Below are 26,158 nucleotides of genomic sequence, written 5' to 3' on the forward strand. Positions count from 1 at the left end.
TTTCAAGATCATGGGTCATCATAAAAACATCCAGAAACTAAGCGCCGCAGGCTTATTAATCAGTTTAGGTATCATTTATGGAGACATAGGTACCTCGCCGCTTTATGTTTTTAAAGCGATAATAGGCGAGCGCCTAATTACCAAAGACCTGATCCTTGGAGGACTATCCTGTATTTTCTGGACACTGACCCTGCAGACCACACTTAAATATGTGGTAATCACCCTGCAGGCAGACAATAAAGGTGAGGGTGGTATTTTTTCTTTGTTTTCTTTGGTCAAACGCAAGGCAAAATGGCTGATCATTCCGGCTATGGTCGGTGGGGCGGCTCTGCTGGCCGATGGGATCATGACCCCGGCAGTTACCGTGTCAGCCGCCATTGAAGGACTGGACCTGGTTTACAAAGGTCTTCCGACCGTACCGATCGTACTATCGATCATTACGCTACTGTTTGTCCTGCAGCAATATGGGACTTCACTGGTCGGTAGAGCATTTGGTCCGGTTATGTGGCTTTGGTTTACCATGATCGCAGTGCTCGGCATTTCCTATATAATCGAATTACCCGAAATATTAAAGGCTATCAATCCTTATTATGCTTACCACATTTTAACCACTAACCCGGAAGCCTTCCTGATTATTGGCGCAGTATTTTTATGTACTACCGGAGCTGAAGCGCTGTATTCCGACCTGGGCCATTGCGGACGCTCGAACATCAGGATCAGCTGGATCTATGTAAAGGTCTGCCTGGTTTTAAACTATATGGGTCAGGGTGTATGGCTCTGGAAACTTCAGGGAACTCATCTTAATGAGGTTAATCCATTTTACCATTTGATGCCGGACTGGTTTTTGATCTATGGCATAGGGATCGCAACGGTTGCAGCAGTAATTGCCAGTCAGGCGTTGATCTCAGGTTCCTTCACGTTGATTGCCGAGGCTGTAAGACTGAACCTCTGGCCTAAGGTGAAGATCAATTATCCGAGCGAGCAAAAAGGCCAGCTGTATGTACCTTCTATGAACTGGATATTATGGGCAGGTTGTCTAATCGTGGTTCTGATCTTTCAAAAATCGGTGAACATGGAGGCGGCTTACGGGCTTTCCATCACCGTAGCCATGCTGATGACCACCATCCTAATATCGATATTTTTAATGCGCAAAAGGGTGCCAATGTACCTGATCATCATATTTCTGGTTATTTATGGCATGATCGAGCTGACTTTTCTTGCCGGAAACGCAGCAAAAATAGCACATGGTGGTTGGTTTACGCTAATTCTGGGTATGATACTTTTTTCTGTCATGTGGGCTTGGCACAATGGCCGCAGGATCAGGAACAGGTATATGAAATTTGTAGACATAGAAGAGTTTTATCCTTTAATCAAAAGTATCAGTGCTGATGAAAGTATTGCCAAATATGCTTCCAATCTGGTTTATCTTACCAGCGCTAATTTCAATACGGAGATAGAATCCTCGGTGATTTATTCTATTGTTCAAAAGCAGCCAAAAAGAGCGGATGTCTATTGGATACTGCACGTCGATGTGACTGACGAACCTTATACCATGGAATACGAAGTAGACCATATGATTCCCGGAAAGCTGATCCGTATTGATTTCAGGCTGGGTTTCAGGGTGGAGCAACGGGTGAATCTGTTATTTAGAAAAGTGGTGGAAGAGCTCGTAAAAAGTGGTGAAATAGATATTACCAGTAAATACAAATCACTACATGAAAGAAAGATACCCGGAGATTTCCGTTTTGTGGTGATTGAAAAAATCCTTTCCAATTCTAGCAGCCTGCCTTTTATAGAGAGAGTCACCATATCTTACCACAGGGTTTTAAAATTCCTGGGCATCTCCGAAAGAAGAGGTTTCGGACTGGATTCCAGTTTTGTGAGTATTGAGCAGGTTCCCCTGATCGTAGATATTCCTGATCCGATCCAAATGAAAAGAATCAAATAGACGGGGACTAACTCCAATATGATAAATACCCTTCCAAAATGGAAGGGTATTTTTATGTAAAAGCCAAATTTTTTATTATTTTTCACTTCAATATATTGATTTACAAGTAATTGTGAATTGAGTTAAAAGTGTGGCACCGCTATTGGCATTAGCGTGATTATAAAATAAAATATCATGCTAACAATCCTACTATTTCTGGCCCTGCTGATCCTTGTCTGGGTGGTTTACAAATCCATTGACTGGTTCGAAAAAATCTAAAAATTATGACCGCATTATTCATTATCGCCATCGCCGTCTTCATTTACATGATCTACGTGCTGATCAAACCCGAAAAATTTTAATTAAACACTCATGAACACTGAATTACTTGGAATCATAGCCACCTATGGGCTCACACTGGTGATCGCTATTCCTCTGGGCAAGTACCTGGCTAAGGTATTTGCCGGAGAAAAAGTCTGGACTGACTTTTTAAAACCTATTGAATCCGGAATCTATAAACTCTCCGGTATTAACCCTAAAGAAGAGATGAACTGGAAGCAACATATGAAAGCACTGCTAACCATAAATCTGGTCTGGTTAGTTTACGGATTTTTTGTCCTGATATACCAGGATAAACTGCCGCTCAATCCTGATGGCAACCCAGGCATGACACCAGATCTTTCCTTTAATACCATTATTAGTTTCGTGGTGAACTGCAATCTGCAGCATTACTCAGGAGAATCTGGTGTGACCTATCTGACCCAGCATTTTGTATTGATGTTTCTCCAGTTTGTAAGTGCAGCAACAGGTATCGCAGCGGCTGTGGTCTTCTTTAAAGCATTCCGTGATAAAACAAGCACCCAACTGGGTAATTTCTGGGAATTCTTTATTAAATCTATCACCCGTCTGCTGCTTCCTTTATCACTGGTTATGGCAATCATTCTTGCATTTAACGGTACCCCAAGTAGCTATGAGGGTAAAGATCAATTTATATCGGTCCAAGGTGATACGGTAAATGTATCCAGAGGTCCGGCAGCCGGTTTTATTGCCATCAAACACTTAGGTACTAATGGTGGTGGCTGGTTTGGAGTGAACTCTTCGCACCCGCTGGAAAATCCGAATTACATTACCAATATCGTTGAACTTATTGCACAGGTAATCATTCCTATTGCGATGGTGATCGCCTTTGGTATTTTCATCAGACGACGTAAACTGGCCTGGGTAATTTTTGGTGTCATGACCATTGGCATGTTGCTCCTGTTGATCCCAACCGTAAGCTCTGAACTTGGTGGAAACCCGGCAATCGCAAAAATGGGTATCTCACAAGCTACAGGCGCTATGGAAGGTAAGGAGGTTCGTTTTGGGCCTGCTATATCCGGATACTGGAGTACAGTTACGACCATCATTTCGACTGGTTCGGTAAACAGTATGCATGACAGTACAATGCCGCTGACCGGCTTGTGGCAGCTGCTGGGTATGATGATTAACTCCTTTTATGGTGGTTGTGGTGTAGGAGTATTGAACTATTTCATCTACCTGATCCTTGCGGTATTCATATCAGGACTGATGGTGGGAAGAACGCCAGAGTTTCTCGGTCATAAAGTAGAGGCGCGCGAGGTTAAGATCGCTGCGCTGATCACGCTTTTAAGTCCATTTCTGATCTTATCCGGAACAGCAATTGCTAGTTACGTATTTACCACACACGGTGAGGCCGCATGGGCAGTACAACCAAAGAATTGGTTAAATAACCCAGGCTTTCATGGCTTCTCAGAGATGCTATACGAGATGACTTCGTCCAATGCCAATAACGGATCAGGTTTTGAAGGCCTGGGTGATAACAACATATTCTGGAATGTGGCTACTGGTTTTGTTTTGCTGCTTGGGCGTTTCCTGCCAATTATTGGCCCTGTCGCCATAGCAGGTTTACTGGGATCTAAAAAATATATTCCTGAATCTGCCGGTACTTTGAAAACAGACACCATGACTTTCGCACTGATGACCTTTGCAGTGATCATCGTGCTGAATGCACTTTCTTATTTCCCTGCCCTGGCCTTAGGTCCACTGGCAGAATATTTTACCATGCTTAAATAATACTTAGATAAATAAACAACCAGATGAAAACATCATCAAATAAATTATTTGAACCTGCTTTAGTGCAAACAGCATTAAAACAATCCTTCATCAAGCTTGATCCAAGGGTCATGATCAAAAACCCGGTCATGTTTACCGTAGAGATCGGAACCCTGATTATGGCTTACGTAACGGTGTATTCGATGAGTAATACCGGACAAGGTTCCCCTGCATACAATTTTATTATTTTTCTTATTCTGCTCTTAACGGTGCTTTTCGCCAATTTTGCTGAGGCGATTGCTGAAGCAAGAGGTAAAGCACAAGCGGATTCCTTAAGAAAAACAAGAGAAGAAACGCCAGCCAAAGTAGTTTTGTCTAATGGAAAAGTAGAAATACGCTCTTCTTCATTACTTAAAAAAGGAGATGTATTCGTCTGTGAAGCTGGTGACACCATTCCGACAGACGGTGAGATCATTGAAGGTATTGCTACCATTGATGAATCTGCCATTACCGGAGAATCTGCTCCGGTCATCCGGGAATCGGGTGGTGATAAATCATCCGTTACCGGCGGCACTAAAGTCCTTTCAGACCAGATCAAAGTACAGGTTAATACCCAGCCAGGCGAAAGTTTTCTGGATAAAATGATTGCCTTGGTAGAAGGTGCGTCCCGTCAGAAAACGCCTAATGAGATTGCTTTGACCATTTTACTGGCAAGTTTCACCCTGGTATTCATTATTGTATGTGTGACTTTAAAGCCATTTGCAGATTACGCGAATACTCCAATCACAATTGCTTCGCTGATCTCACTGTTTGTGTGTTTGATCCCTACCACTATCGGTGGCCTGCTCTCGGCCATTGGTATTGCGGGTATGGACAGAGCATTAAGGGCCAATGTCATTACCAAATCGGGTAAAGCGGTCGAAACAGCAGGCGACATCGACGTATTGCTGTTAGATAAAACGGGTACGATCACTATCGGTAACCGTAAAGCCACCAGTTTTTATCCTGCGCCGGGCATAGACACTAAAGACTTTATTGAAGCCTGCGTGATGAGTTCATTGGCAGACGAAACCCCCGAAGGTAAGTCTATCATTGAGCTGGCAGTGGTACAAGGACACAAAGTGATGCCTGCTCCTGCAGGATCTACGTTCATCAAATTTACTGCTGAGACACGTTCCAGCGGTCTGGATACCGCAGATGGTAAGAGAACACGTAAGGGTGCATTTGACTCCATCCGTAATATAGTATTGCTGGCGGGCAATCCATTTCCTCCGGAAACAGAAGAACAGGTCAAAAAAATATCCGGCAATGGAGGTACCCCGCTCGTGGTATCGGTCAACGAAAAAACCATGGGTGTTATCGAATTGCAGGACATTATTAAACCCGGTATCAGCGAACGGTTTGAGCGCCTGCGCAAAATGGGTGTAAAGACTGTAATGGTAACCGGTGATAATCCGCTTACAGCAAAATTCATTGCAGAAAAAGCCGGTGTGGATGACTTCATTGCAGAAGCTAAACCTGAAGATAAAATGAACTACATCAAGGAAGAACAGGCCCTTGGCAAGCTGGTTGCGATGATGGGTGACGGTACCAACGATGCCCCCGCCCTTGCCCAGGCTGATGTAGGTGTAGCCATGAACAGCGGTACGCAAGCTGCTAAAGAAGCTGGCAATATGGTGGATCTGGACAATGACCCGACCAAACTGATCGAGATTGTTGAGATCGGTAAGCAGCTTTTGATCACCCGTGGTACGCTGACAACCTTCTCCATCGCCAATGATGTAGCCAAATACTTCGCTATCGTACCGGCTTTGTTCATCGCTTCGATACCAGCTTTGCAAAGCCTGAACATCATGGGATTACACAGCCCTGAAAGTGCGATCCTCTCGGCGGTGATCTTCAATGCGATCATCATCCCGATCCTGATCCCATTGGCACTGAAAGGTGTCGAATACAAACCAATCGGCGCCAGTGCTTTATTGCGCAGGAACCTGCTGATCTATGGTTTGGGTGGAGTAATCGCACCTTTCATCGGTATCAAAATAATCGATTTACTGGTAGGCCTATTTGTATAAGCTTTTAAAAATATAGAAAACATGAAAAAATATATCTTACAATCCATACGCTTAACCGCAGTTTTAATGGTACTGCTTTGCGTCATCTATCCGCTCATTGTTGCTTTTGCCGGAGGTTTTTCCAAAGGTAAAGGGGGTGGTGAAAAGATCACTACAAACGGAAAAGTTGTGGGCTATGCCCTGCTTGGCCAGTCCTTTACCAAACCTGAATATTTCTGGGGCAGGCCATCTGCTGTAGATTATAACGCTGCAGGATCTGCAGGCTCAAACAAAGGTCCGTCAAATTCGGATTACCTGCAACAGGTATCTGACCGTATTGACACTTTGCTAAAATACAATCCGACCATTAAAAAGGCAGACATACCAGCGGATATGGTTACCGCTTCAGGAAGTGGTCTCGATCCGAATATCTCCGAACAGGGGGCCATTATCCAGATTAAAAGAATTGCCGTTGCGCGTCAGTTAGATGAAAAAACAGTTGCAGAGCTGGTGGTTAAAAATACTCAGGGACCATTGTTGGGCTTGTTTGGCCCAACATCAGTGAATGTACTGAAACTGAACCTTGCTTTGGATGAATTAAAGAAATAAATAATCAAATGAAAAAACTACTCATATTAACTGCAGCATTAACAACAGGATCAATTGCCTACGGACAGGAAGAGCCGAAGATCAAAGTAAGCGGTTACCTGGAAACTTATTTTGGATATGACTTTAATAAGCCCGCCGATAACAACAGACCAGGATTTATCTATTCCCACAACCGCCACAATGAAATAAACCTGAACCTCGGTTTTATTAAAGGTAGCTACGAAAACGGAATGATCAGGGCAAATCTTGCGCTGATGGCTGGCACCTATGCCAATGCGAATCTTACAGCAGAGCCTGGTGTATTGCAAAATATCTTTGAAGCCAATGCAGGATTGAAACTTGCCAAATCTGGCAACCTGTGGATGGATGCGGGCATCTTCTCCTCACATATTGGTTTTGAAAGTGCAATATCTAAAGACTGCTGGGTGCTGACAAGGAACATTTCTTCCGAAAACACACCTTACTATGAATCAGGTGCAAAAATCACTTATAGTACTGATGATGGAAAGTTGACAGCGATAGCTTTTTACCTGAACGGATGGCAGAGGATAACACGCCAGAACGGAAACAGCCAACCAGCAGGCGGATTGCAGCTGACCTGGAAGCCCACAGGAAAAATCACGGTCAATTACAGCAATTACCTTGGAACAGAAGGTGCAGATTCAGTCCGTGTGAGACGCTTTTATCACAATGTATATGGTATAATTCAGCTGACTGACCAGTTTGGTCTGACAGTCGGTTTTGATTATGGAACACAGCAAAAAGCAAAAGGAAGCGACGATAAAAATGAAATATTGTCGCCGGTAGCCATTGCCCGGTACAAGATCAACAGCAAATGGACTGTGGCTGGAAGAGTAGAATATTATGAAGACAAAAATGGGGTATTAATTGCTACCGGAACAACAAATGGCTTTAAAACAACAGGTTATTCTTTGAACTTAGATTATGTCCCAATCAGCAATGCAGTAATCAGGCTGGAAGGAAAAATGTACAACAGCAAGGACAAAATATTTGTGCGAAGTGACAATCCGGCGGATAACAATGCGGCGGTTACAGCAAGTATAGCGGTATCATTTTAAGACTATGGATATGTTATAATTGAATGGTAAATTTAACAAATAATGGAACAGGACGATAAAGCAGGATCTGTAAGAAAATTCCTTGACCTGGTTAAAAAATCCAGGCGTGGGAAATTTAAAGTCTATATTGGTATGAGTGCAGGTGTAGGCAAGACTTACCGCATGCTGCAGGAAGCCCATGCACTGTTGAAAAACGGTATCGACCTGCAGATCGGCTATATTGAAACGCATAACCGGGCGGAAACACATGCGCTTTTAGATGGTATCCCGTTGATTCCAAGGAGAAAGATCTTTTATAAAGGCAAAGAACTGGAAGAGATGGATGTTCAGGCGATCATCAATAAACATCCAGAGGTGGTGATCGTCGATGAGCTGGCCCATACCAATGTGGAAGGCAGCAAGAACGGTAAGCGCTGGCAGGATGTGGCCGACATTCTTGATGCTGGGATCAGCGTGATCTCGGCTGTAAATATTCAGCACCTGGAAAGTATGAACGAGGAGATAGAGACCATTACCGGTATCCCGATCACCGAGCGCATACCGGATAAGATCCTGGAAACAGCTGATGAAATAGTAAACATAGATTTAACTGCTGATGAGCTAATAGACCGCCTAAAGGAGGGAAAGATCTATGACGACACTAAAATCAAGCGTGCGCTGGATAATTTCTTTCAGCCAGAAAGGATACTCCAGCTAAGGGAGCTTGCCCTGAAGGAAGTGGCACACCACCTGGAAAGAAAGATCAATGTGGAGGTTCCCAAGCAGATCAAGCTCCGTCCTGAGAAGTTCCTGGCCTGCATCTCGACGAATCATGCAACGGCAAAGATCATTATCCGCAAAACAGCCCGACTGGCCTCTTATTACCGGTCGCCCTGGATTGTGCTGTACGTGCAGCGCAGCCATGAAGGTGGTGATAGGATCAAACTAGACCTTCAGCGGCACCTGATCAATAACTTTAAACTTGCGACCGAGCTTGGGGCAGAAGTACTCAAGGTAAAAAGTGAAGATGTGACAGGAACGATTACCAGGATCGCATCCGAAAAAGAGATCACGACGATCTGCATCGGAAAACCACATCTAAATCTGTTCCAGGTGATTATGCGTACGGCTATTTTTAACAAACTTTTAAAAAACATATCTGAAACGGAGCGGGATCTGGTGATCCTTTCCTGATAAAAGATTAATACTATAAAATCATGAAGATTAAAACTAAACTTCGCCTCGGATTCGGATTCTTATTCGTGGTGGTCATCTTCTTCGGGGCCATATCCCTGTATTACATGAACAAGATCTCGATCAGCTCTAAGGTCATTCTGAAGGATAATTATGAAAGCCTGAGGTATGCCCGGGAGATGCGGACGATACTGGATGACTATGAGCTGCCACTTGCCCAGACCGCTAAAGATAAATTGGCCACCCAGCTGCGGCTCGAACAAAAAAACATCACTGAGAAGGGAGAGGGCGAGGCTGTTGCTGCATTTGCAAAAGCCTATGCAGAATTAACAATGCCAGACGCGGGTCTGGATGCCCAGCGGGCAGCGGTCCGTAAAATGCATCTGCAACTCCGGGTCATCGATGAGGTCAACATGCAGGCGATCGTAAGAAAAAATGATGCTGCGCAGGCGAGCGTAGAGAAGGCTGCTACTTATCTGATATTTGCGGCCTCGCTATGTTTCATTATCCTGTTCTCGTTTAGTGTAAACTTCCCGGGTTTTGTGGCCAATCCTTTGAGAGAGTTTTCTGAGGCGATTAAAGCCATCAGCCGGAAAAATTACAAACAGCGCCTTGAGTTTAAGGGCAACGACGAATTCTCGGTACTGGCAGAAGAATTCAATGCCATGACCGCGCAACTCAACAAATGGGAGAACAGTAACCTGGCCAAACTGCAGTCTGAAAAAATGAGGATAGAAGCCATTATCGGACAGATGCAGGACGCGATCATTGGCTTGAATGAAAAAAATGAGGTGCTGTTTTTAAACCAGGTAGCAGGACAGCTTCTGAATCTAAATGAGAGAGATGTAATTGGCTCAGACGCACTGGAACTCATGAAAAAAAATGACCTGCTCAGTACCCTAATGCAATCAGGTGGTAATACCAAACCGATGAAGATCTATGCAGACGGTAAGGAATCTTACTTTAAACTGGAACGCCGGGAGATCCTGGTACCTGTTTTCGACGACCAACAGGACAACGTAATCAAAGAGTCCATGAGAACAGCAGGCGAAGTCTACATCCTTAAAAACGTAACCGAATACAAGGAACTGGATGAGGCCAAAACCAATTTTATTGCTACTGTATCACATGAACTCAAAACGCCGATCTCCTCTATCAAGATGAGTCTAAAGCTGTTGGATGACGAACGTGTAGGTGGTATGAATAAAGAGCAGAAAGAACTGATCCAGCACATCAAAGAAGATTGCGGACGTTTGCTAAAGATTACCAGCGAACTGCTGGACCTGTCACAGGTGGAAACCGGCAATCTGCAACTGAATTTCGTGAAGTCCGATCCGCGTAAGATTGCCATTTATGCGATGGACGCTGTCAGATTCCAAGCAGAACAGAAAACAATAGCGCTGGAACTGGTTTCAAGGAATGACCTGCCAACGGTAAACGTAGATACCGAAAAAACTGCCTGGGTGCTGGTCAATTTCCTGTCCAATGCCATGCGTTATAGTCCCCAAAAATCCAAAGTGGTTATCCAGATTATTGAAAGCGGGAATAACATTGAGTTCTCTGTACGGGATTTTGGAAAAGGTATAGAGCCACAGTACCAAAAACGGTTATTTGATCGCTATTTCCAGGTACCGACTGATGGTAACAACAAGTCAGGTTCTGGACTGGGACTGGCGATTTCCAAAGATTTTATTGAAGCAGAAGGTGGGAAGATTTGGGTAGAGAGCGAGATCGGTGAAGGAAGCAGGTTTTGTTTCCTGCTCCCGATAGTTGAATAGTTTGGGTTTTAAATATTTTACCATTTTATATAATTGTAACCTTTGACAAATCAACAACCCATAGACCTTTAAGTCTGGCATAGGTTAGCTTATCCATTATAGCACCGTCAAAGCACACAGTTTTAAAGGCACGGTAAGATTTGTTGGTTACTGAAAAAGGCAAACGGAATGACACGTCCCTAAGTGTCGCTCCTGTAAACGAAACATTGTCCAGTGCGGATTTGTCAAACTGAACACCGATGAAGGTGTGCCCCTCAAAACGCATTCCCCGCAGGTCGGAATATTTGAAATCCACGCCGTTAAAAATACAGTTCTTAAAGATTGTTTTTCTAAGATCGGTCATGGTCAACTTCGCAAAGATTAATGCTACATCTGCGAATTTTGTTCCCGCCATTAACGACTTGTTGAAGTCGGTACCTATAAGGATGGATTTGCGGAAGCTCGCCTCTGCAAGGTCTGTGATGGAAAAGATGCAGTCTGTAAGATTAGCACCGTCAAAATTGGCTTCACGTGCATTGCTGACCTCAAATAAGGTACCGGTCAAGTCGGCACCAGTAAAGTCGGCTTTGCGTAGCGGACTCGCCTTGAATTTTCCTTTGTGCAAAATAACACCCGCGAAGTCACTTTCTTCCAAATTGACCGCAGTGAGGTTTATCGGCAACTGCCGCTCCTGCGACCGGGAGAGATCAGAAACTTCCTCTGCCGTTTGATCAATATCGCCAATACCGTCAGTGGGCATCTTTGAAACTGTTTCACCGGCGGATTGGAAGTTTTCTGAAAAATAGTTTAGGTCGACACCCAGAATTTCCGAGAGCCGGTTAAAAGTAGTAATGTCCGGCATTGATTCTCCGCGCTCCCATTTTCCAACTGCCTGTGGACTGATAAATAGAAAACCGGCAAGCTGGGCCTGGGAGACATTTATTTTCTTTCGTGCTTCGGCAATCCTATTACCGATCATTTTTGTATTTAACATAGACTATCTATTATTTTTCGATATGCCAAAGGTATACGGACGCATTGTCGGAATCAAAAAAACAGAAATACTTATGGTTGTATCAACGCTACTTATAGTTGTTTTCGGTCAATTACAGGGAAACATCTAACTTTAGCTATTTTGAAGAACTATATCCAGCCTTCATTTATAGCTTTGCTTACTAAATCTACAGGAGTTTTGGCCTGGGCTTTTTTAAGGATGTTTTTTCTGTGTGCGTTTACGGTGTGCAGACTTATATATAATTCGTCAGCTATCTCTTTGCTGTTTTTGCCTTCTATAATGCATTTCAGGATCTCTCTTTCTCGATTGGTAAACAGATCGTAAGATTTGGTAAAGACTTCGGTGTCTTGTATATTATAGTAGGATGGCTCTCCATCAAGCCCTATAATGGAAAAGCACGGCACACCTTTCGGTTTGATATGGGATATATCCGTATCCAAACACAATGTCCGGTAGAAATTGTCTTTATCATAATCTATTTGAACAGCTTGATGCAACAGACGTACATAAATACCATTTTTTGCTTTTACCCTATAATCATATTGAACCTTGTAGTACTCTATTTTATCAAAGGGCAACGATTTAAAAAATGCTACAACCTTATACTCAAAATTTAGGAAATAGGGCTTGTCGTCCGGGTGCATCTTGTCCATTATAAATGCTACCGATATTTCTTCGGGATCGTATCCCAAAATTTCTGTAACGCTGGGGCTTATCAATTCCGTATCTCCAGAATACATATTAAAAATGAAATAAAAATAGTTCCCGGCCTGAAATACATTCAAGAGTCTTCTATGCAGCTCTATTTGTTGCTGTAGCTTAGCAGGATCTGCAGCTGTTTCTTTATTTACAACAGTTTTCCAAAATTTTTTAGCTGTGAGGTAAAAATTTGAGTCTTGTTTTTCCATATCTCAGCGAGAATTAGTTGAGGGTGCAGTATTAATCGTACTTAAATATATATACTAATACATTAGCAACCAACCTACCAAACAAAAATAAAGGTTGTTTACATTACTATCACCGTCCCAACATACTGGCTCGTCGACACCTCTTTTTCATCAGCGCTCATAAATGCTATCCAACTATGCACGGTATCCCCGGTATAATCTGCCGGCAATAACAGCTCATATTCAAGAGCTGACCTTACAGCTCCACCCATCTGCACGACAAAATCATGCTTAGCCGGATTGTAGACAACAAAAACAGCTTTATCAGTTGCGGCGGCTTTGCAGCACATTCACATAGTTCATCAAATAATTTGGTGCCACACCGGTAACTGCATTTTCGAGATTGTACTGTACCGCCGCGTTCATTTGCACCTAACTTATTAAATGTGGTTTCATGTTTATTCATAAATATGCTATTTATCTTGATTGTATGATAATATATCTTAATAAATTGATAACTTCATAGATAACATTTTTTAGAAATAGCTTTTCTTTGAGTTAACAGTTAAACAATGATCAAATCAATCATTTAATGAAAAGACTATTATTAACCTCACTGCTAACATTTTGTTTACTCCCGTTTGGAGTCTTTGCACAAACAACAGAGCGGCCCCGCCCCGAAGCATGGAAAAGCCTTATTTTTGGTGGACGTTTTATGGATAGGTTCCTACCTATGGAGAATAATGGTAAACCTGCAAGGCGGGACACCTGGGGTTCTGAAGGTGTATTGCCCCGTTATGTTGAAAATGGTATTGAAAACTCAATATTGTCTTTTTGGTGTGCAGATATTAAATACGATAAAGGAAAGTACCATATGTTTGTAGTTGGTTGGCCTGAAAGTTCAACAAAAGGTCATGATACCTGGCCAGCCTCTACGCTCTATCATGCAACGGCTGATAACATGACTGGTCCTTTTATGGTAAGGGATACTATTGGAAAGGGGCACAACTCTGTGGGCTTCAAGCTGAAAGATGGTCGCTGGATCGTGTATGTAATAGATGGTTATTATATAAGCGACAGTGCTGAGGGGCCATGGACCTATAAAAAGTTTGATTTTCAGAACCGCGACCGCAACATTATGGACGGCATGTCGAACTGTGTCTTCGCACAGCGGGAAGATGGCAGCTATCTGATGGTTAACCGTGGTGGTGGTGTGTGGTTTAGCCAAACAGGTGAATCCGCCTATAACCAAATTTCGGAGAAAAGTGCCTATCCAGCTATTAAAGGCAGTTTCGAAGACCCGGTGGTTTGGCGGGACAATATACAATATAACCTTATTGTAAATGATTGGTATGGGCGGATAGCGTATTATCTGCGTTCAAAAGATGGTCAGAACTGGAAAACAGAATCTGGAGAAGCCTATATGCCCGGAATCGCCAGGCATGCGGATGGCACGAAGGAGGATTGGTGGAAGTATGAACGCATGGGGGTTTTTCAGGATACTTATGGTAGGGCCATTCAAGCCAATTTTGCAGTTATTGATGTAGAGAAAAATCTGGATAGGGGTAGTGATATCCATAGCTCAAAAAACATTACCATTCCATTGATGCCAGGGCGTTTGATCACCATTCTGGATAAGACGCCCGTTACTGCCATTACCAAAACTGTACGCATAAAGATAGCGGCTGAAAAAGGTTTTGACCCGCAAAAAGATATTGATTTTACTTCTTTGAATTTTGGTGCATCAGAAGAGGTAAACTATGGCCGTGGCTTTAAGGTGGTTAAAACAGAGAAGGCTGGTAAAGATATGGTCATTACCTTTAATGTAGCGGGAAAAAACATTTCCGACGACGGCTACGCCGCTAAACTATTGGGTAAAACCAAATCCGGTAACCTTGTTTTTGGTTATGCCCTTTTGCCTTGGATTAACAAAATAGAGGCTATACTGTCAGCGCGTTTGCCAATATTTACTCCTGGTGATAAAGGTGTTGGAGTGAAAATAGTAGTTGAGAATTTTGGACAGGTAGACGCTAAGGATACCAAGTTAAAGATAACCTATATAGACAACGGCCAGCAGACCGAACTCGCAAGTGCTATAATACCTCCAATTAAACCGTTTGGAAAAACAGAACTGAATTTAGAATCTAAGGCTGTTTTTGAAAAAGGGAAAGAATATGATTTTACCATAACCATTAATCCTGATAATGAAAACCGTGTTACCCTACATGGTAAGCTTGTACCAGTAAAGTAATTTTTGATTGTGGGGCAACAAAAGATGATGAAAACTCACCTTAGTTCTTCTTAACAGGAAATGCTGGTTCCCCTTCCAGGTTAATCGTCTTTAGACCAATAACCTCATTACTTTTTATAACATCGGCAAAATAATCCGGTTTGTTTGCGCCCCAGGTCACCCCACAATTCTGTATGGTGATGTAACTTGCCTTATCCAGAAAAAAGCCCGATGTGCGTGCTTTTAACAGCCCCTCCACATTGCTCGGCCGGCGGTCGTAAACACCACCTGGTATAGCTGTGGTTTTATTAATAAATACATCTACCCCATCAAAAACAACCCCGGAAACTTTTTCGGCTGACTCAGCGCCTACATAAATACCATTTTCACTGCTGCATTTGATGTTGTTGAAATAAATTCCGGTTACCGCGCCTACCCGCCCCTCTGTTTGCCCTTTTGGAAAACGCCAGCCGGCATCTTTATTGTTTCCTTTTGCACGTGGATAGGCAGTCACATAAATAGGTTCTGCTTTTCCCCACCAAACATCAGAAAACAAGTGTGAATCAATAATGATATTCGAGAATATAACATTCGAAACCGTTCCCTCGTCCCTATTCTGAATACCGATCCCTCTGTTGCTTTTTGATATAATGCAATTGTTGATGATTACATTATTAATGCTGTCCATGTTTTCAGAACCTATTTTAATTGCACATGAGCGCGAACTCATCGTACAATTAGTTACGGTAATGTTTTCGCAGGCACCAAATTCTTCGTACTCCCTTCTGTTCTTCAAACAAATACAATCATCCCCAGACTCAATATAACAATTACTGATCCGGACATTTTTACTATGATCAAGATCTATCCCGTCACTGTTCCTTACTTTTAAGCTATTTAAAAGCGTAATATTATCAATCACCACATCATCGCAACCAATTAAATGGACCGTCCAATAAGCAGAGTTCCTGATGGTAAGGTCGTGGATCCTGATATTTTTACCGCCCACAATGGTCAGTATGTGCGGTCTTGGATCTATCACATTAAATGGTTTTAACACATAGGAATCTTCTAGTTCAGCCCCCATAAAAGAGATCCCATTGCCATCAATAGTCCCATTTCCACTAATGGTTACATTCACCAGGTTTTCTCCGCCAATCCATATCGTCCCTTCCCCTTTATTGGCACGAAAGGCACTTTCTGTGTATACCTTTTCATCAGGGTTAGCCAATACTTTAGCGTTGGTTTCCACATAAAATTCTACGAAAGACTTCAGCTTGAAAGGTCCGGCAAGATATGTTTTCCCCGAAGGCACAACTACACGACCTCCCCCCGCAGCAGAGCAGGCGTCAATCGCCTTTTGAATGGCTGCGGCATCATCTTTACGGCCATCCCCCACTGCCCCGTACGTAATGATATTATAATCTTTACCAAAACCTTCCGAAGGTAGTACCAGTGCAAATAAAGGTGTGGCAGCCATCAGAATGATGTTTAAAATCATTACACATCTCTTTGCTATATTCATTTTTATATCTTTTTATATTTTGAAAAACAATTTATCAGCAACAGCCTACCGGCCTTTTAAACCTGCCGGCTGGTCTTTTGACGCCTTACCCCATTGGGAAGGCTGTTCATCCATGAAGAACTCCAATTTTCCTCCTTTGATTATGTCCGCATACCTGATAAATGTTTTTGGATAAGGTTTCCCGTTCAGCTTCAGGCTCTTTATATAAGAAGCCTTGTCATTTTTCTGGTGTCTGACGATTTCAAAAAGCCGGTTATCAGCCAGCTTAATTTTAACATGATCAAATAACGGCACCGATAAAAGGTATTCATCAGAAACTGGGTTTAAGGGATAAAAGCCCATTGCGGCGAAAACATACCAGGCCGACATTTGTCCGGCATCATCATTACCACTCAGGCCACCGGGCCCATCGCTATATTCTTCACTTAAAATCTGGTGTACATGTTTGGAAGTTTTCCATGGCGATGAAGTATAATTATACATAAAGGGAATCTGATGTCCGGGTTCATTACCATGCCAGTATTCTTTTTTGGCAAACAAAGAATCTAAGGCCTTTTCAAGCTGTGGACGTCCTCCCATTAAGCCAGCAAGCCCGGGTACATCCTGGGGCACATAAAAAGTGTATTGTCGGGGCGTACCTTCAGTAATATAGGGCGCTCTTGAATCCGGCTTAAACGGCTTGTACCAGGTCCCATCTTCATTTTTACCCCGCATCATCTTTACCTTGGGATCAAAAACATTTTTATAGTTCGCGGCACGCTTCATCAGGATATTGTAGTCACTGGTTTTGCGCAATCCTTTGGCAACTTCGGCTAAGGCATAATCATCATAAGCATATTCCAGTGTCCTGCTCACCTGTTCTTTCTTATGAAATGCTTCCTGCACACTATCCTGCATTGGGATATATCCGTATTTAAGATAGGAACTCAGTGCCCTGCGTCCCATTCCATTTTTATAATCAGTATCACCGGCAACTTTAAAAGCATTCTGCCGCATCAGCCGGTAAGCTTCATCCACGTCATAATCCCTTATGCCTTTGTTGTATGCCGAGGCGATGAAAGCAGTTCCATGGTCCCCTACCATTGCGGAGGTATAACTGTTCCAGCACGGAAAAATAGGCAGCCAGCCTCCCTGCGTACCTTTTAATACCATCGACTGCGCCCAGTCATTTACCAACCCAGGTTGCAAGATCTCCATTAATGGTAAATGCGCCCTGTAAATGTCCCACATAGAGAAATCATCATAATAGTTTCCCTTGCTCAATTTATTCAATTGATAGTTACCGGCAAAGCGTGGATAGGTGCCATCTATATCATTGTATAACCTGGGGTGTTGCATCACATGATAAAGTGCGGTATAAAATATTCTTTTGTCTTTTTCACTTGAAGTCTGAACATGGGTCTGCCCCAAAGCTTTTTCCCATACTTGTTTATTTTTTTCAGCAAGGCTGTCAAAGTCCCATCCCTGAATTTCGGCCTCCAGATTTTTTCTGGCTCCGTCAATACTGGAAAATGATGTTCCTATCTTGATGCGTAACTGTTCCCCTTTTTGAAGTTTAAATCCAAGGTAAGCGCCAATATCTTTCTGATTGATAATGCTATCTGTTGAAAACACGCTCCCTTCACTAAAAGTACCTGTACGAGTAGCTACCCTTTCTACCTTCATTACAAAGTAACCGCTGAAACCTGCCGGCTTTCCCCATCCCTGGTATATGCGGTGTACCGTATTATAACCGTAAACCTCTCCCCGTTTGGGATCGACCTTAATAAAACCTTGTTTTTCATCACTGTTAGAGGTAACTAGCAAATACACACTATCCGTTTTTGTCGCCGTAAACCGCAACATCGCAGCACGTGAGGTTGCCGTCATCTCGGTCTGCAGGTTATATTCCGACAATTTCAGGCTATAATAAGCGGGCGTGCTCACCTCATCCTTATGAGCAAAAGGGGTAGCGTAATCCGAAGCTTCGGTTTGCAACTTACCAGTAATGGGCATGAAAGTAAAGCTGCCATAATCCTGTGTACAGGAACCGCTGATCCAGTGCGTTGCCCTGAATCCGCTTAACAGGCTGTCACTATAAAAATAAGGTGGCAGGCACTTCACTTCTGTTGTCCTCGTTTGCGGTGTCCATTGCGTCATCCCAAAGGGTAAGCCTACTGCCGGAATGGTATTCGCAAACTTCTCTGATCCGTCTTCACCATGCTTCAGTGCTGAAATGGTGGTACTTGCCGCGGTGCCTGATAAAGGCTGCACGTATTTCACCAGATCATTGGTCTGACTATGACTGGCCAACGGCAGCATAGCTAACAGATAAAAATAAAAAATAAATCTGTGTGGAGCTCTCATCAAATGGGTAAATATTTGGTTTATAGTTTTCCAAAATCAGAATTTTACCTTTTAATCGGGCACTATCGGCTATATTTATTTACTTAATCGATTACGTAAACTGGTTTTTAGCCGACTATAATAATCCAGCTGTCGACGCTCTAATTAAAAGGTCCGAAGGAATTACGGCACTTTCGTCGCTTAAAACCATGGAGTTTCTCTTCAATGCCTTAAAAAGGATTGTTGCCGCAAGTTTGCCCATCTCAAATGCAGGTTGAGTAATCGTAGTCAGGGAGGGGTTGAATATAGGTGCATTAGAATCATTGGAAAAGCAGACTACTTTAATATCATTCGGAATATTGAGACCCCGTTCCATACAAGCCAGATAAATTTCCGTTGTCATTTTACTTACAGTAGCGACAATACCATCAGGTCTGTCCTTACTTTTTAACAACTCTATTAATAAGTCATAGTTCATCGTCAGATCCTCATTGTAATCAATAACCCGGCATAGCGTCTCATCCATCTGATGGTCAAGCAGCGCCTGTTTATAACCCTGCATTCTTCTGGAACTGATGGAGAGTGATTCAGAAACAGATAAAAGCACTATCTTCTTACAACCAGCTTCAATCAGGTGTTTGGTCGCCAGGTAACCGCATTCATAATCATTTGTGGTAATTTTCGCCGTATTAATTTCCTCACATACCCGATCGAAAAACACCAGTGGTACAGCCTGATGTAACAGTCTAATATGCTCAAAGGTATTTGTTTTCATGGCTACAGACATGATCACTCCATCCACCCTTCCTGATTCCAGATCTTTCAAGATTTCCCTTTCGCGTTCCTGATTTTCGTGTGTAAGATAAATCAGGGCATGATAGCCTTTCTCTATCGCAACAGCTTCAATCCCGTTCAGAGCGAGTGAGAAAAAACTATCCGCGACTTCAGGGATCACCACGGCAATGGTCCTGCTTTTCTTTTCACGCAGACTTCCGGCATACGGATGCGGAATATAATTTAGAATAGCAGCCAAATCCAGCACCCGCTGCTTCGTTGTGGGGCTAATCTCATGACTATCTCTCAATGCTTTTGAAACCGCAGCTGTAGATAAATTTAACTGCTTGGCTAGCATTTTAATTGTGATATTACCCATTTTACAACATATAATTTGGTTCTGTTTGGGCTCATTTACTTAATCGGTTAAGTAAATAAATCGGCTCAAAGATAAAAATCTAACAAATCAAAACTACAACTTTATCCAACAGAAACCAGCCAAATATATTATTACGATTAATTATAAATCTAATGAGCACGAACCAAATCAGCTTCGCAGCGGAGAATAACAGCCCTCTGTATAACCTGGACGAATGGGAATACGACCAGAAAAGCTTGGAAGAGCTAAAGCCATATTACCAGGAGCTTGTAGCAAAATACCTGCCTGTAACACTCAAATTCTAGCTTCAGTAGCGCATAGCCGCCTGAAGCATCAAAGGCAATTTAAACCAATAATAAATAACCAAATATGAAACTAAACTTACCTAACCATGAGATTAATTAATAGACTTTTTCAGCGTAGCTGCCTGTGTATGCTGCTATTGTTAATTTGTCAGTCCTACAATGTAGCGTTGGCACAAAATGAACGAAAAATTACCGGTAAGATAGTAGACGACCAGAACCTTCCGCTACCCGGCACTTCGGTTTCAGTAAAAGGAACTTCGAAAGCAATCGCAACCGGATCTGATGGTGCTTTTACCATTACTGCAAAAAAAGGCGATGTACTGACTGTTAAATCTATCGGTTTTGAAACTAAAGAAATCGTGGTAACCGATGCCGCAACCTACACGATAACACTTAACCAGGGTAGTACAGACCTATCCGATGTTGTTGTTGTAGGTTATGGTAAAAGTACAAAGAAAGCCCTGATAAGCTCAATATCCAGCATAAAAGGCGATGACCTGAACAAAGGTGCCATTAGTGACGTCGGACAGATGTTACAGGGCAAGGTTCCTGGACTAAACATCAGCCGAAGCGGCGACCCTAACCGCAACGCTGCGATCGTAATGCGTGGTGCATCTACCCTGCGCGAGGGTGCACAATCGCCCTTATTCGTTATAGATGGCGTACCTGGTGCTGATATATCATTGCTGGCACCGGATGACATTGCTTCAATCGACGTGTTGAAGGATGCCGCTGCTGCCGCCATTTATGGTAACAGGGCTGCGAACGGAGTAATCATGGTAACTACAAAACGAGGCAGTGCAGGGCAAACCCAAGTTGCTTACAGCACTTATTTTGGTGTTGAGAATGTATCCAACCAGTACGAGATGATGAATGCTGAGCAATTGAAAGCTTTCCTGGCTAGAAACAACTCCGCCCTAACACCTGCCAATGATCAGGGTGCCAACACCAACTGGCAAAATGAAGTGCAACGTAAAGATGCAATATCTCAAAACCATAACCTTTCGCTTAGTGGTGGTACAGATAAAACTACTTACAATGCCAGTTTGAATTACTTCAAACAACAGGGTATTGTAAGGACAAGCGACCTGGACCGTTTCATCGGCCGTATAGGTCTTGAACAAAAAGCCCTGAATGACAAATTGAAAGTTGGACTGAACCTTAGCAATTCGATCAGCGATGCCGACTTGGTACCTTACCGTAATACGGTCCTTTCTCAGATGCTTACTTACCTGCCTACATCGCCGGTTAAAAACCCTGATGGATCATATTTTGATAACCTGATTCAGACCAGTTATTACAATCCGGTTTCCATGCTGGAGAACGCAACTGAGAACCTGAAAACTAAAAATATATTGGGAACATTTACTATAAACCTTAAATTACCTTTTGGTTTCTCCTATGATGTTGCGGCTTCTTATCAGAATACCCAAACCATATATGGTGCTTTTTACAACAGCATTTATACGTCGAGATACAATAACGTAAGGAACACACCCGACCCTCCGGCAAATCCTTCCTTTGTTTCACTGGTGGGTAAAGATGGTTTGGCCTTGAGAAACGCTTATCAGAATACCAATAAGATCGTTGAAACTTACCTGACCTGGAACAAAAAGTTTGGTGATCATGATATCAATGCAGTAATCGGCTATTCTTATCAGCAATCATTGAACAACGATGGTTTACAGACTTCCGCAACGAACTTTCCGATAAATCAGGTAGGCTATTACAACCTGAGCTTAGGTAACCCTTATGCAGTCACTGATTTCCGTGTAAACTACGGCCCGGAATACCTTTATCAGGAAATTCTATTAATTTCTGACTTCGCAAGGGTAAATTACAACTATAAAAATAAGTATTTATTGCAAGGATCTATCCGTAAAGATGGATCGAACGTATTCGGTAAAAACGAAAAATGGGGATACTTTCCTTCTATTGGTGCGGGCTGGAACCTCGATCAGGAGGATTTCTTAAAAAATCAAAGCCTGATCAGTACCTTGAAACTACGTGGAAGTTATGGTGTCGCCGGAAACTCGCTAGGCTTTGCTCCACTTTCTACAAAATTGATCTATGGTGCAGTGGGACAGTTTTATTACAACGGATCTCCTAGAGAAGGAGCGTATGGTGCTATTCAAAATGAGAACCCGAATCTTCGTTGGGAAAAAACAGCTACTGCAAACATTGGTATGGATTTCAGCATCTTTAAAGGAAGATTGGGCGGTTCAGTAGATTTTTATGATAAAAGAACCACAGACTTGATCATTGGTTTTGACGTTGATCAGAACCTTTACCCATCAGGCCAGCTAACAGCCAACGTAGGTAAATTAAGTAATAAGGGGGTTGAGATTGTGCTGAATGGTACACCGGTGAGTAATGATAACTTCAGTTGGACTACAGGAATCAACCTTGCCCACAATGTCAACAAAGTACTCACACTTTCAGACAGCCAGTTTAAAATCGACGATAGGCTAATTTTTCAACCTGACGGTGGTGGACAAAGCGGGGCAACATTGCAGATTCTATCTCCCGGACAGCCAATAGGAACATTCTTTACCTACAAATATGCGGGTAAAGATGCCAATGGAGTTTCTCAATATTACGATGCAGCAGGAAATATCAAGACACAGGGCTTACTGAATAAAACTGATTATTACGTAATTGGTAATGCACAACCTAAGGCTTTGATTGGCTGGACAAACAATGTAAGGTATAAGAATTTTGACCTCAGTGTTTTTATGAGAGCCGTTTTGGGGAACAAGATCATGAATGTAACCCGTGCCGACCTATTCCGTCCTAACACTGCTCAATTTACCAATATACCTGTTGAAGTAGAAAATGAGTCTACAGCAGATTTTAACTCTTACAGGTATTCTTCGCGCTTTCTGGAGAATGGTAGTTATCTGAGATTAGACAATGCAACTTTGGGCTACACCATTAAGAAAAACATTATTCCAGGGGTTGGTTCGTTGCGTCTCTACACTACTGCCAACAATCTATTCGTGATTACCGGATATAAAGGTATTGATCCAGAGATCAATCAGGGTGGTTTGGCGCCAGGTGTAGATACCAATAACTTTTATCCAAAAACCAGAACCTTTCTTTTTGGTTTAAATGTATCATTTAATTAAAATCTTAAGAAGATGAAAAATCTTATAAACATAGCAACCGGAGTAATTTTATCACTAACAATACTTACGTCCTGCCATAAACTGGACCTGGAGGTAAAAACCCAGTTAACTCCTGAAACCTTTCCTCAAACAGATCAGCATTTTATACAATTGACCGGACAGGTGTACGTCCAGTTGCGTCAGGGCATCACCACCGATTATTTTTTCATGCAATCACTAAGTACTGATGAATCCATCATGCCTGCAAGAGGAGGTAACTGGTACGATGGTGGCAGGTATGAGCAACACCACAAACATACCTGGGATCCTGACAATGGACATGTGAGCAGTGGCTGGGGATGGCTGTCAAGTGTAATCAGCAAGGCCAACCAAAGCTTGTTCTTACTTAAGGATGCACCGGAATCTACAGCTAAAACTACAGCTTTAGCAGAAGTTAGAGCCACACGTGCACTGGCCTTTTTCATGATGATGGATCTATGGGGAAACATCCCTATCGTTACAACATTTGGCGAGACCACGTCTCCTGAAACAAAATCCAGAACAGAGGTTTTTAACTTCATCGAGGCTGAGCTCAAAGAAGTTTTACCTAGCCTTAGTTCAGTTGTAGGTGCCGCTACTTATGGTCGTCCTACTAAATACACTGCTAACGCAATATTGGCTAAGATGTACTTGAATGCAGAGGTATACACCGGAATACAACGCTATACCGATGCTGTAGCGCAGTGTGATGCCATTATCACGGCAGCTGGAAGTCCATTCGCTTTAGAATCAGACTATAAAAAGATGTTCTTTATAGACAATGGGTCTCAAATCAAAGAGTTTATTTTCGCTTTACCCTTTGATCCGGGTTTCTCAAATGGTTATCTCTTCTTCGCAAGGTATTCATTGCCTCGTTCTTTACAAGCGAAGTTCAGCTTGAAACATACACCAAGTGCACCTATGAGTACACTACCTGAATACTATGCAAATTTTAATGACCCTAATGACAAGCGAAATACGCAATGGATCAAAGGTCCGCAATTCTTGTTCTCGGGAGCGCCTGTTAATGTATCCACCACAAAGAAAGGATACGATCAATTCTATACGGGAGCTGATGGTGCTACTCCAATCACTTATCAGGTAGACATTACACCAAACGTTACTTTACGTGATGCTTCCAGACCTTTTGATGCAGGTAATGATGAAATCGCCTGGAACATGGGCTATCGCAACAATAAGTTCTATTGTGACAGTACTTCATCTAACAGGAATCAAAATAATGATTTTCCAATGTTCAGGTATTCCGATATTTTATTGATGAAAGCAGAAGCGATATTGCGTGGCGCGGCGCCTACACAGGGCCAGACTGCTTTATCGCTTGTGAATCAGTTGCGAGCGGTACGTACAACCAGCACTCCATGGGCCTCAGTTACCCTGGAAGACCTCTATAAAGAACGCTGCAGGGAGTTTGCCTGGGAATGCTGGCACCGTAATGACATGATCCGCTTTGGAAAGTATGAAGGCACATGGGGCTTTAAAACGAATAGCGATGTACGAAGACGTTTAATGCCAATACCCGCCAGTGCCAGAGTATTAAATCCTAAACTGACACAAAACGACGGATACGCCCAATAGCCTTCAGGCAGCCTTAGGATAAACATTAATTCCCCGGAAAACAAAGACTCCGGGGAATTTTACTTCTTACTTCAACCATTTATAAATCATATATTGTTTCATGAACAGGCGACTCCTATCCTTAGATGCACTACGTGGCTTTGATATGTTCTGGATCATCAGTGGCGAGGGGATTTTCCACAGTCTGGCCAATGTAGTCATGGACAAACATGGATTGGTCCGTAATGCCCAGGACTGGCAAACCGCATCAAATGGTCACCTTTCCTACTATGAGCAGTTGTTAATCCTGATCAGCAACCAGTTGCACCATACCCCCTGGAATGGATTTACATTTTATGACATGATCTTCCCGCTGTTCATCTTTATTTCAGGGGTTTCGATGCCGTTTTCTTACCATAAATATTTTAACCAAACCGAACCTGCAAACAAAATAAACGCGAAGAAAAAACTATATATTGCCCTGGCAAAAAGAACCCTGATACTGATCATTCTGGGAATGGTAGTCAATGGTTTGCTTAAATTCCAGGGGTATGAAAATACCCGATTCGCCAGTGTGCTGGGAAGAATAGGCCTTGCTACATTTATCGCCGCCATCATTTACCTCAATTCTTCCTTTCGGATGCAAATCCTGTGGTTTATACTCATACTTACAGGTTATTGTGCCATGATGTTACTAATTCCCGTACCGGGTTACGGATCTGGAAACTTAACGCCTGAAGGGAACCTATCCGCCTATTTCGACCGGTTATACCTTCCTGGAAAACTACACAAAACCATATACGACCCCGAAGGCCTGCTCTCTACCATTCCAGCCATAGCCTCGGCAATGTTGGGTATCTTTACCGGACAATTTTTAAAACAGCAATCCGGCGCTTTTAACCCTAAACAAAAAACAGGCATTCTCATCGCTTCCGGCATTGCGTTACTCTTATTGGGATCGGCATGGGACTTGTTTTTACCCATCAACAAAAACATGTGGACAAGTTCCTTCGTCCTATTTTCAGGAGGCTGGAGTGTGCTGCTGCTGGCTATGTTCTATTTTATAATAGATGTAAAAGGTTACCATAATTGGTGCCTCCCTTTTGTCTGGATCGGAACAAATTCGATACTAATTTACATGGCGGCACATGGACTTATTGATTTTGGGTCAACTGCAGAAATTCTATTTGGCGGTATCATCGGTAAGGCGCCCGCCGCCTATCAGCAGGCCTTGCTGTGGTGCGGCGTGCTTGTCCTGCAACTTAAACTGCTACAAGTCCTCTATAATAGAAAATTATTCCTGAAGATTTAGCATTCCCGTTTGGAGT

Annotated in this window: 18 protein-coding genes and 1 pseudogene; 13 read left to right on the forward strand and 6 right to left on the reverse strand. The window is 42.8% G+C overall.

Going from position 1 to position 26,158, the window contains the following annotated elements; translation table 11 throughout:
* Positions 1-10: 10 nt before the first annotated feature.
* The 8 genes from EZ437_RS17495 (at position 11) to EZ437_RS17530 (ending at position 10,690) form a co-directional block, all read left to right on the forward strand.
* On the forward strand, positions 11-1,948 hold the full coding sequence (locus EZ437_RS17495; protein ID WP_131597365.1) for a KUP/HAK/KT family potassium transporter: 1,938 nt from the start codon (positions 11-13) through the stop codon (positions 1,946-1,948).
* Between the two features lie 263 nt (positions 1,949-2,211).
* The gene (locus EZ437_RS17500; protein WP_084498241.1) at positions 2,212-2,289 is read left to right on the forward strand and encodes a potassium-transporting ATPase subunit F; all 78 of its coding nucleotides are present in this window, start codon (positions 2,212-2,214) and stop codon (positions 2,287-2,289) included.
* A 10-nt stretch (positions 2,290-2,299) separates the two neighbouring features.
* A complete protein-coding gene (kdpA, locus tag EZ437_RS17505; RefSeq protein WP_131597366.1) occupies positions 2,300-4,018 on the forward strand; it encodes a potassium-transporting ATPase subunit KdpA in 1,719 nt (572 codons plus the stop codon).
* Between the two features lie 23 nt (positions 4,019-4,041).
* Positions 4,042-6,072: a potassium-transporting ATPase subunit KdpB gene (gene kdpB, locus EZ437_RS17510; protein ID WP_131597367.1), complete on the forward strand. Its 2,031-nt coding sequence runs from the start codon at positions 4,042-4,044 to the stop codon at positions 6,070-6,072.
* Between the two features lie 21 nt (positions 6,073-6,093).
* Positions 6,094-6,660 carry a K(+)-transporting ATPase subunit C gene (locus EZ437_RS17515; protein ID WP_131597368.1) on the forward strand — a complete coding sequence of 189 codons (567 nt, stop codon included), beginning with the start codon at positions 6,094-6,096 and terminating at the stop codon, positions 6,658-6,660.
* Between the two features lie 8 nt (positions 6,661-6,668).
* A complete protein-coding gene (locus EZ437_RS17520; RefSeq protein WP_131597369.1) occupies positions 6,669-7,739 on the forward strand; it encodes a porin in 1,071 nt (356 codons plus the stop codon).
* A gap of 42 nt (positions 7,740-7,781) precedes the next feature.
* Positions 7,782-8,912 carry a sensor protein KdpD gene (locus EZ437_RS17525; RefSeq protein WP_131597370.1) on the forward strand — a complete coding sequence of 377 codons (1,131 nt, stop codon included), beginning with the start codon at positions 7,782-7,784 and terminating at the stop codon, positions 8,910-8,912.
* A 23-nt stretch (positions 8,913-8,935) separates the two neighbouring features.
* Positions 8,936-10,690 (forward strand): HAMP domain-containing sensor histidine kinase, encoded by a 1,755-nt coding sequence (locus EZ437_RS17530; RefSeq protein ID WP_131597371.1) that lies wholly within the window; start codon positions 8,936-8,938, stop codon positions 10,688-10,690.
* 25 nt (positions 10,691-10,715) lie between these two features.
* On the opposite strand, the gene EZ437_RS17535 is transcribed toward EZ437_RS17530, so the two are convergent.
* From EZ437_RS17535 to EZ437_RS17545, 3 genes and pseudogenes are all read right to left on the reverse strand, one after another.
* Entirely contained in the window at positions 10,716-11,663 is a 948-nt protein-coding gene (locus tag EZ437_RS17535; RefSeq protein ID WP_131597372.1) for a pentapeptide repeat-containing protein, read from the reverse strand.
* 149 nt (positions 11,664-11,812) lie between these two features.
* Complete coding sequence (locus EZ437_RS17540) at positions 11,813-12,592, reverse strand: LuxR C-terminal-related transcriptional regulator (protein ID WP_205942744.1); 780 nt, start codon at positions 12,590-12,592, stop codon at positions 11,813-11,815.
* Between the two features lie 98 nt (positions 12,593-12,690).
* Positions 12,691-12,997: pseudogene (locus tag EZ437_RS17545) on the reverse strand (DUF6266 family protein).
* Positions 12,998-13,163: 166 nt separating this feature from the next.
* Between EZ437_RS17545 and EZ437_RS17550 the strand changes: the two are divergent.
* Positions 13,164-14,822 (forward strand): glycoside hydrolase family protein, encoded by a 1,659-nt coding sequence (locus EZ437_RS17550; protein ID WP_131597374.1) that lies wholly within the window; start codon positions 13,164-13,166, stop codon positions 14,820-14,822.
* A 40-nt stretch (positions 14,823-14,862) separates the two neighbouring features.
* On the opposite strand, the gene EZ437_RS17555 is transcribed toward EZ437_RS17550, so the two are convergent.
* The 3 genes from EZ437_RS17555 to EZ437_RS17565 form a co-directional block, all read right to left on the reverse strand.
* A complete protein-coding gene (locus EZ437_RS17555; RefSeq protein ID WP_225869612.1) occupies positions 14,863-16,326 on the reverse strand; it encodes a glycoside hydrolase family 28 protein in 1,464 nt (487 codons plus the stop codon).
* A 45-nt stretch (positions 16,327-16,371) separates the two neighbouring features.
* Positions 16,372-18,672 carry a GH92 family glycosyl hydrolase gene (locus EZ437_RS17560; protein WP_131597375.1) on the reverse strand — a complete coding sequence of 767 codons (2,301 nt, stop codon included), beginning with the start codon at positions 18,670-18,672 and terminating at the stop codon, positions 16,372-16,374.
* A 115-nt stretch (positions 18,673-18,787) separates the two neighbouring features.
* Positions 18,788-19,804 (reverse strand): LacI family DNA-binding transcriptional regulator, encoded by a 1,017-nt coding sequence (locus tag EZ437_RS17565; RefSeq protein WP_131597376.1) that lies wholly within the window; start codon positions 19,802-19,804, stop codon positions 18,788-18,790.
* Positions 19,805-19,956: 152 nt separating this feature from the next.
* Between EZ437_RS17565 and EZ437_RS17570 the strand changes: the two genes are divergently transcribed.
* The 4 genes from EZ437_RS17570 to EZ437_RS17585 all read left to right on the forward strand — a co-directional run bounded on the left by EZ437_RS17570 (position 19,957) and on the right by EZ437_RS17585 (position 26,142).
* On the forward strand, positions 19,957-20,109 hold the full coding sequence (locus tag EZ437_RS17570; RefSeq protein ID WP_131597377.1) for an inositol oxygenase family protein: 153 nt from the start codon (positions 19,957-19,959) through the stop codon (positions 20,107-20,109).
* A gap of 86 nt (positions 20,110-20,195) precedes the next feature.
* Entirely contained in the window at positions 20,196-23,237 is a 3,042-nt protein-coding gene (locus tag EZ437_RS17575; RefSeq protein ID WP_131597378.1) for a SusC/RagA family TonB-linked outer membrane protein, read from the forward strand.
* Positions 23,238-23,249: 12 nt separating this feature from the next.
* Complete coding sequence (locus EZ437_RS17580; RefSeq protein WP_131597379.1) at positions 23,250-24,851, forward strand: RagB/SusD family nutrient uptake outer membrane protein; 1,602 nt, start codon at positions 23,250-23,252, stop codon at positions 24,849-24,851.
* 100 nt (positions 24,852-24,951) lie between these two features.
* On the forward strand, positions 24,952-26,142 hold the full coding sequence (locus EZ437_RS17585; RefSeq protein ID WP_131597380.1) for an acyltransferase family protein: 1,191 nt from the start codon (positions 24,952-24,954) through the stop codon (positions 26,140-26,142).
* Positions 26,143-26,158: the final 16 nt, after the last annotated feature.

This window comes from Pedobacter psychroterrae, assembly GCF_004331695.1.
GTDB classification, from domain to species: domain Bacteria; phylum Bacteroidota; class Bacteroidia; order Sphingobacteriales; family Sphingobacteriaceae; genus Pedobacter; species Pedobacter psychroterrae.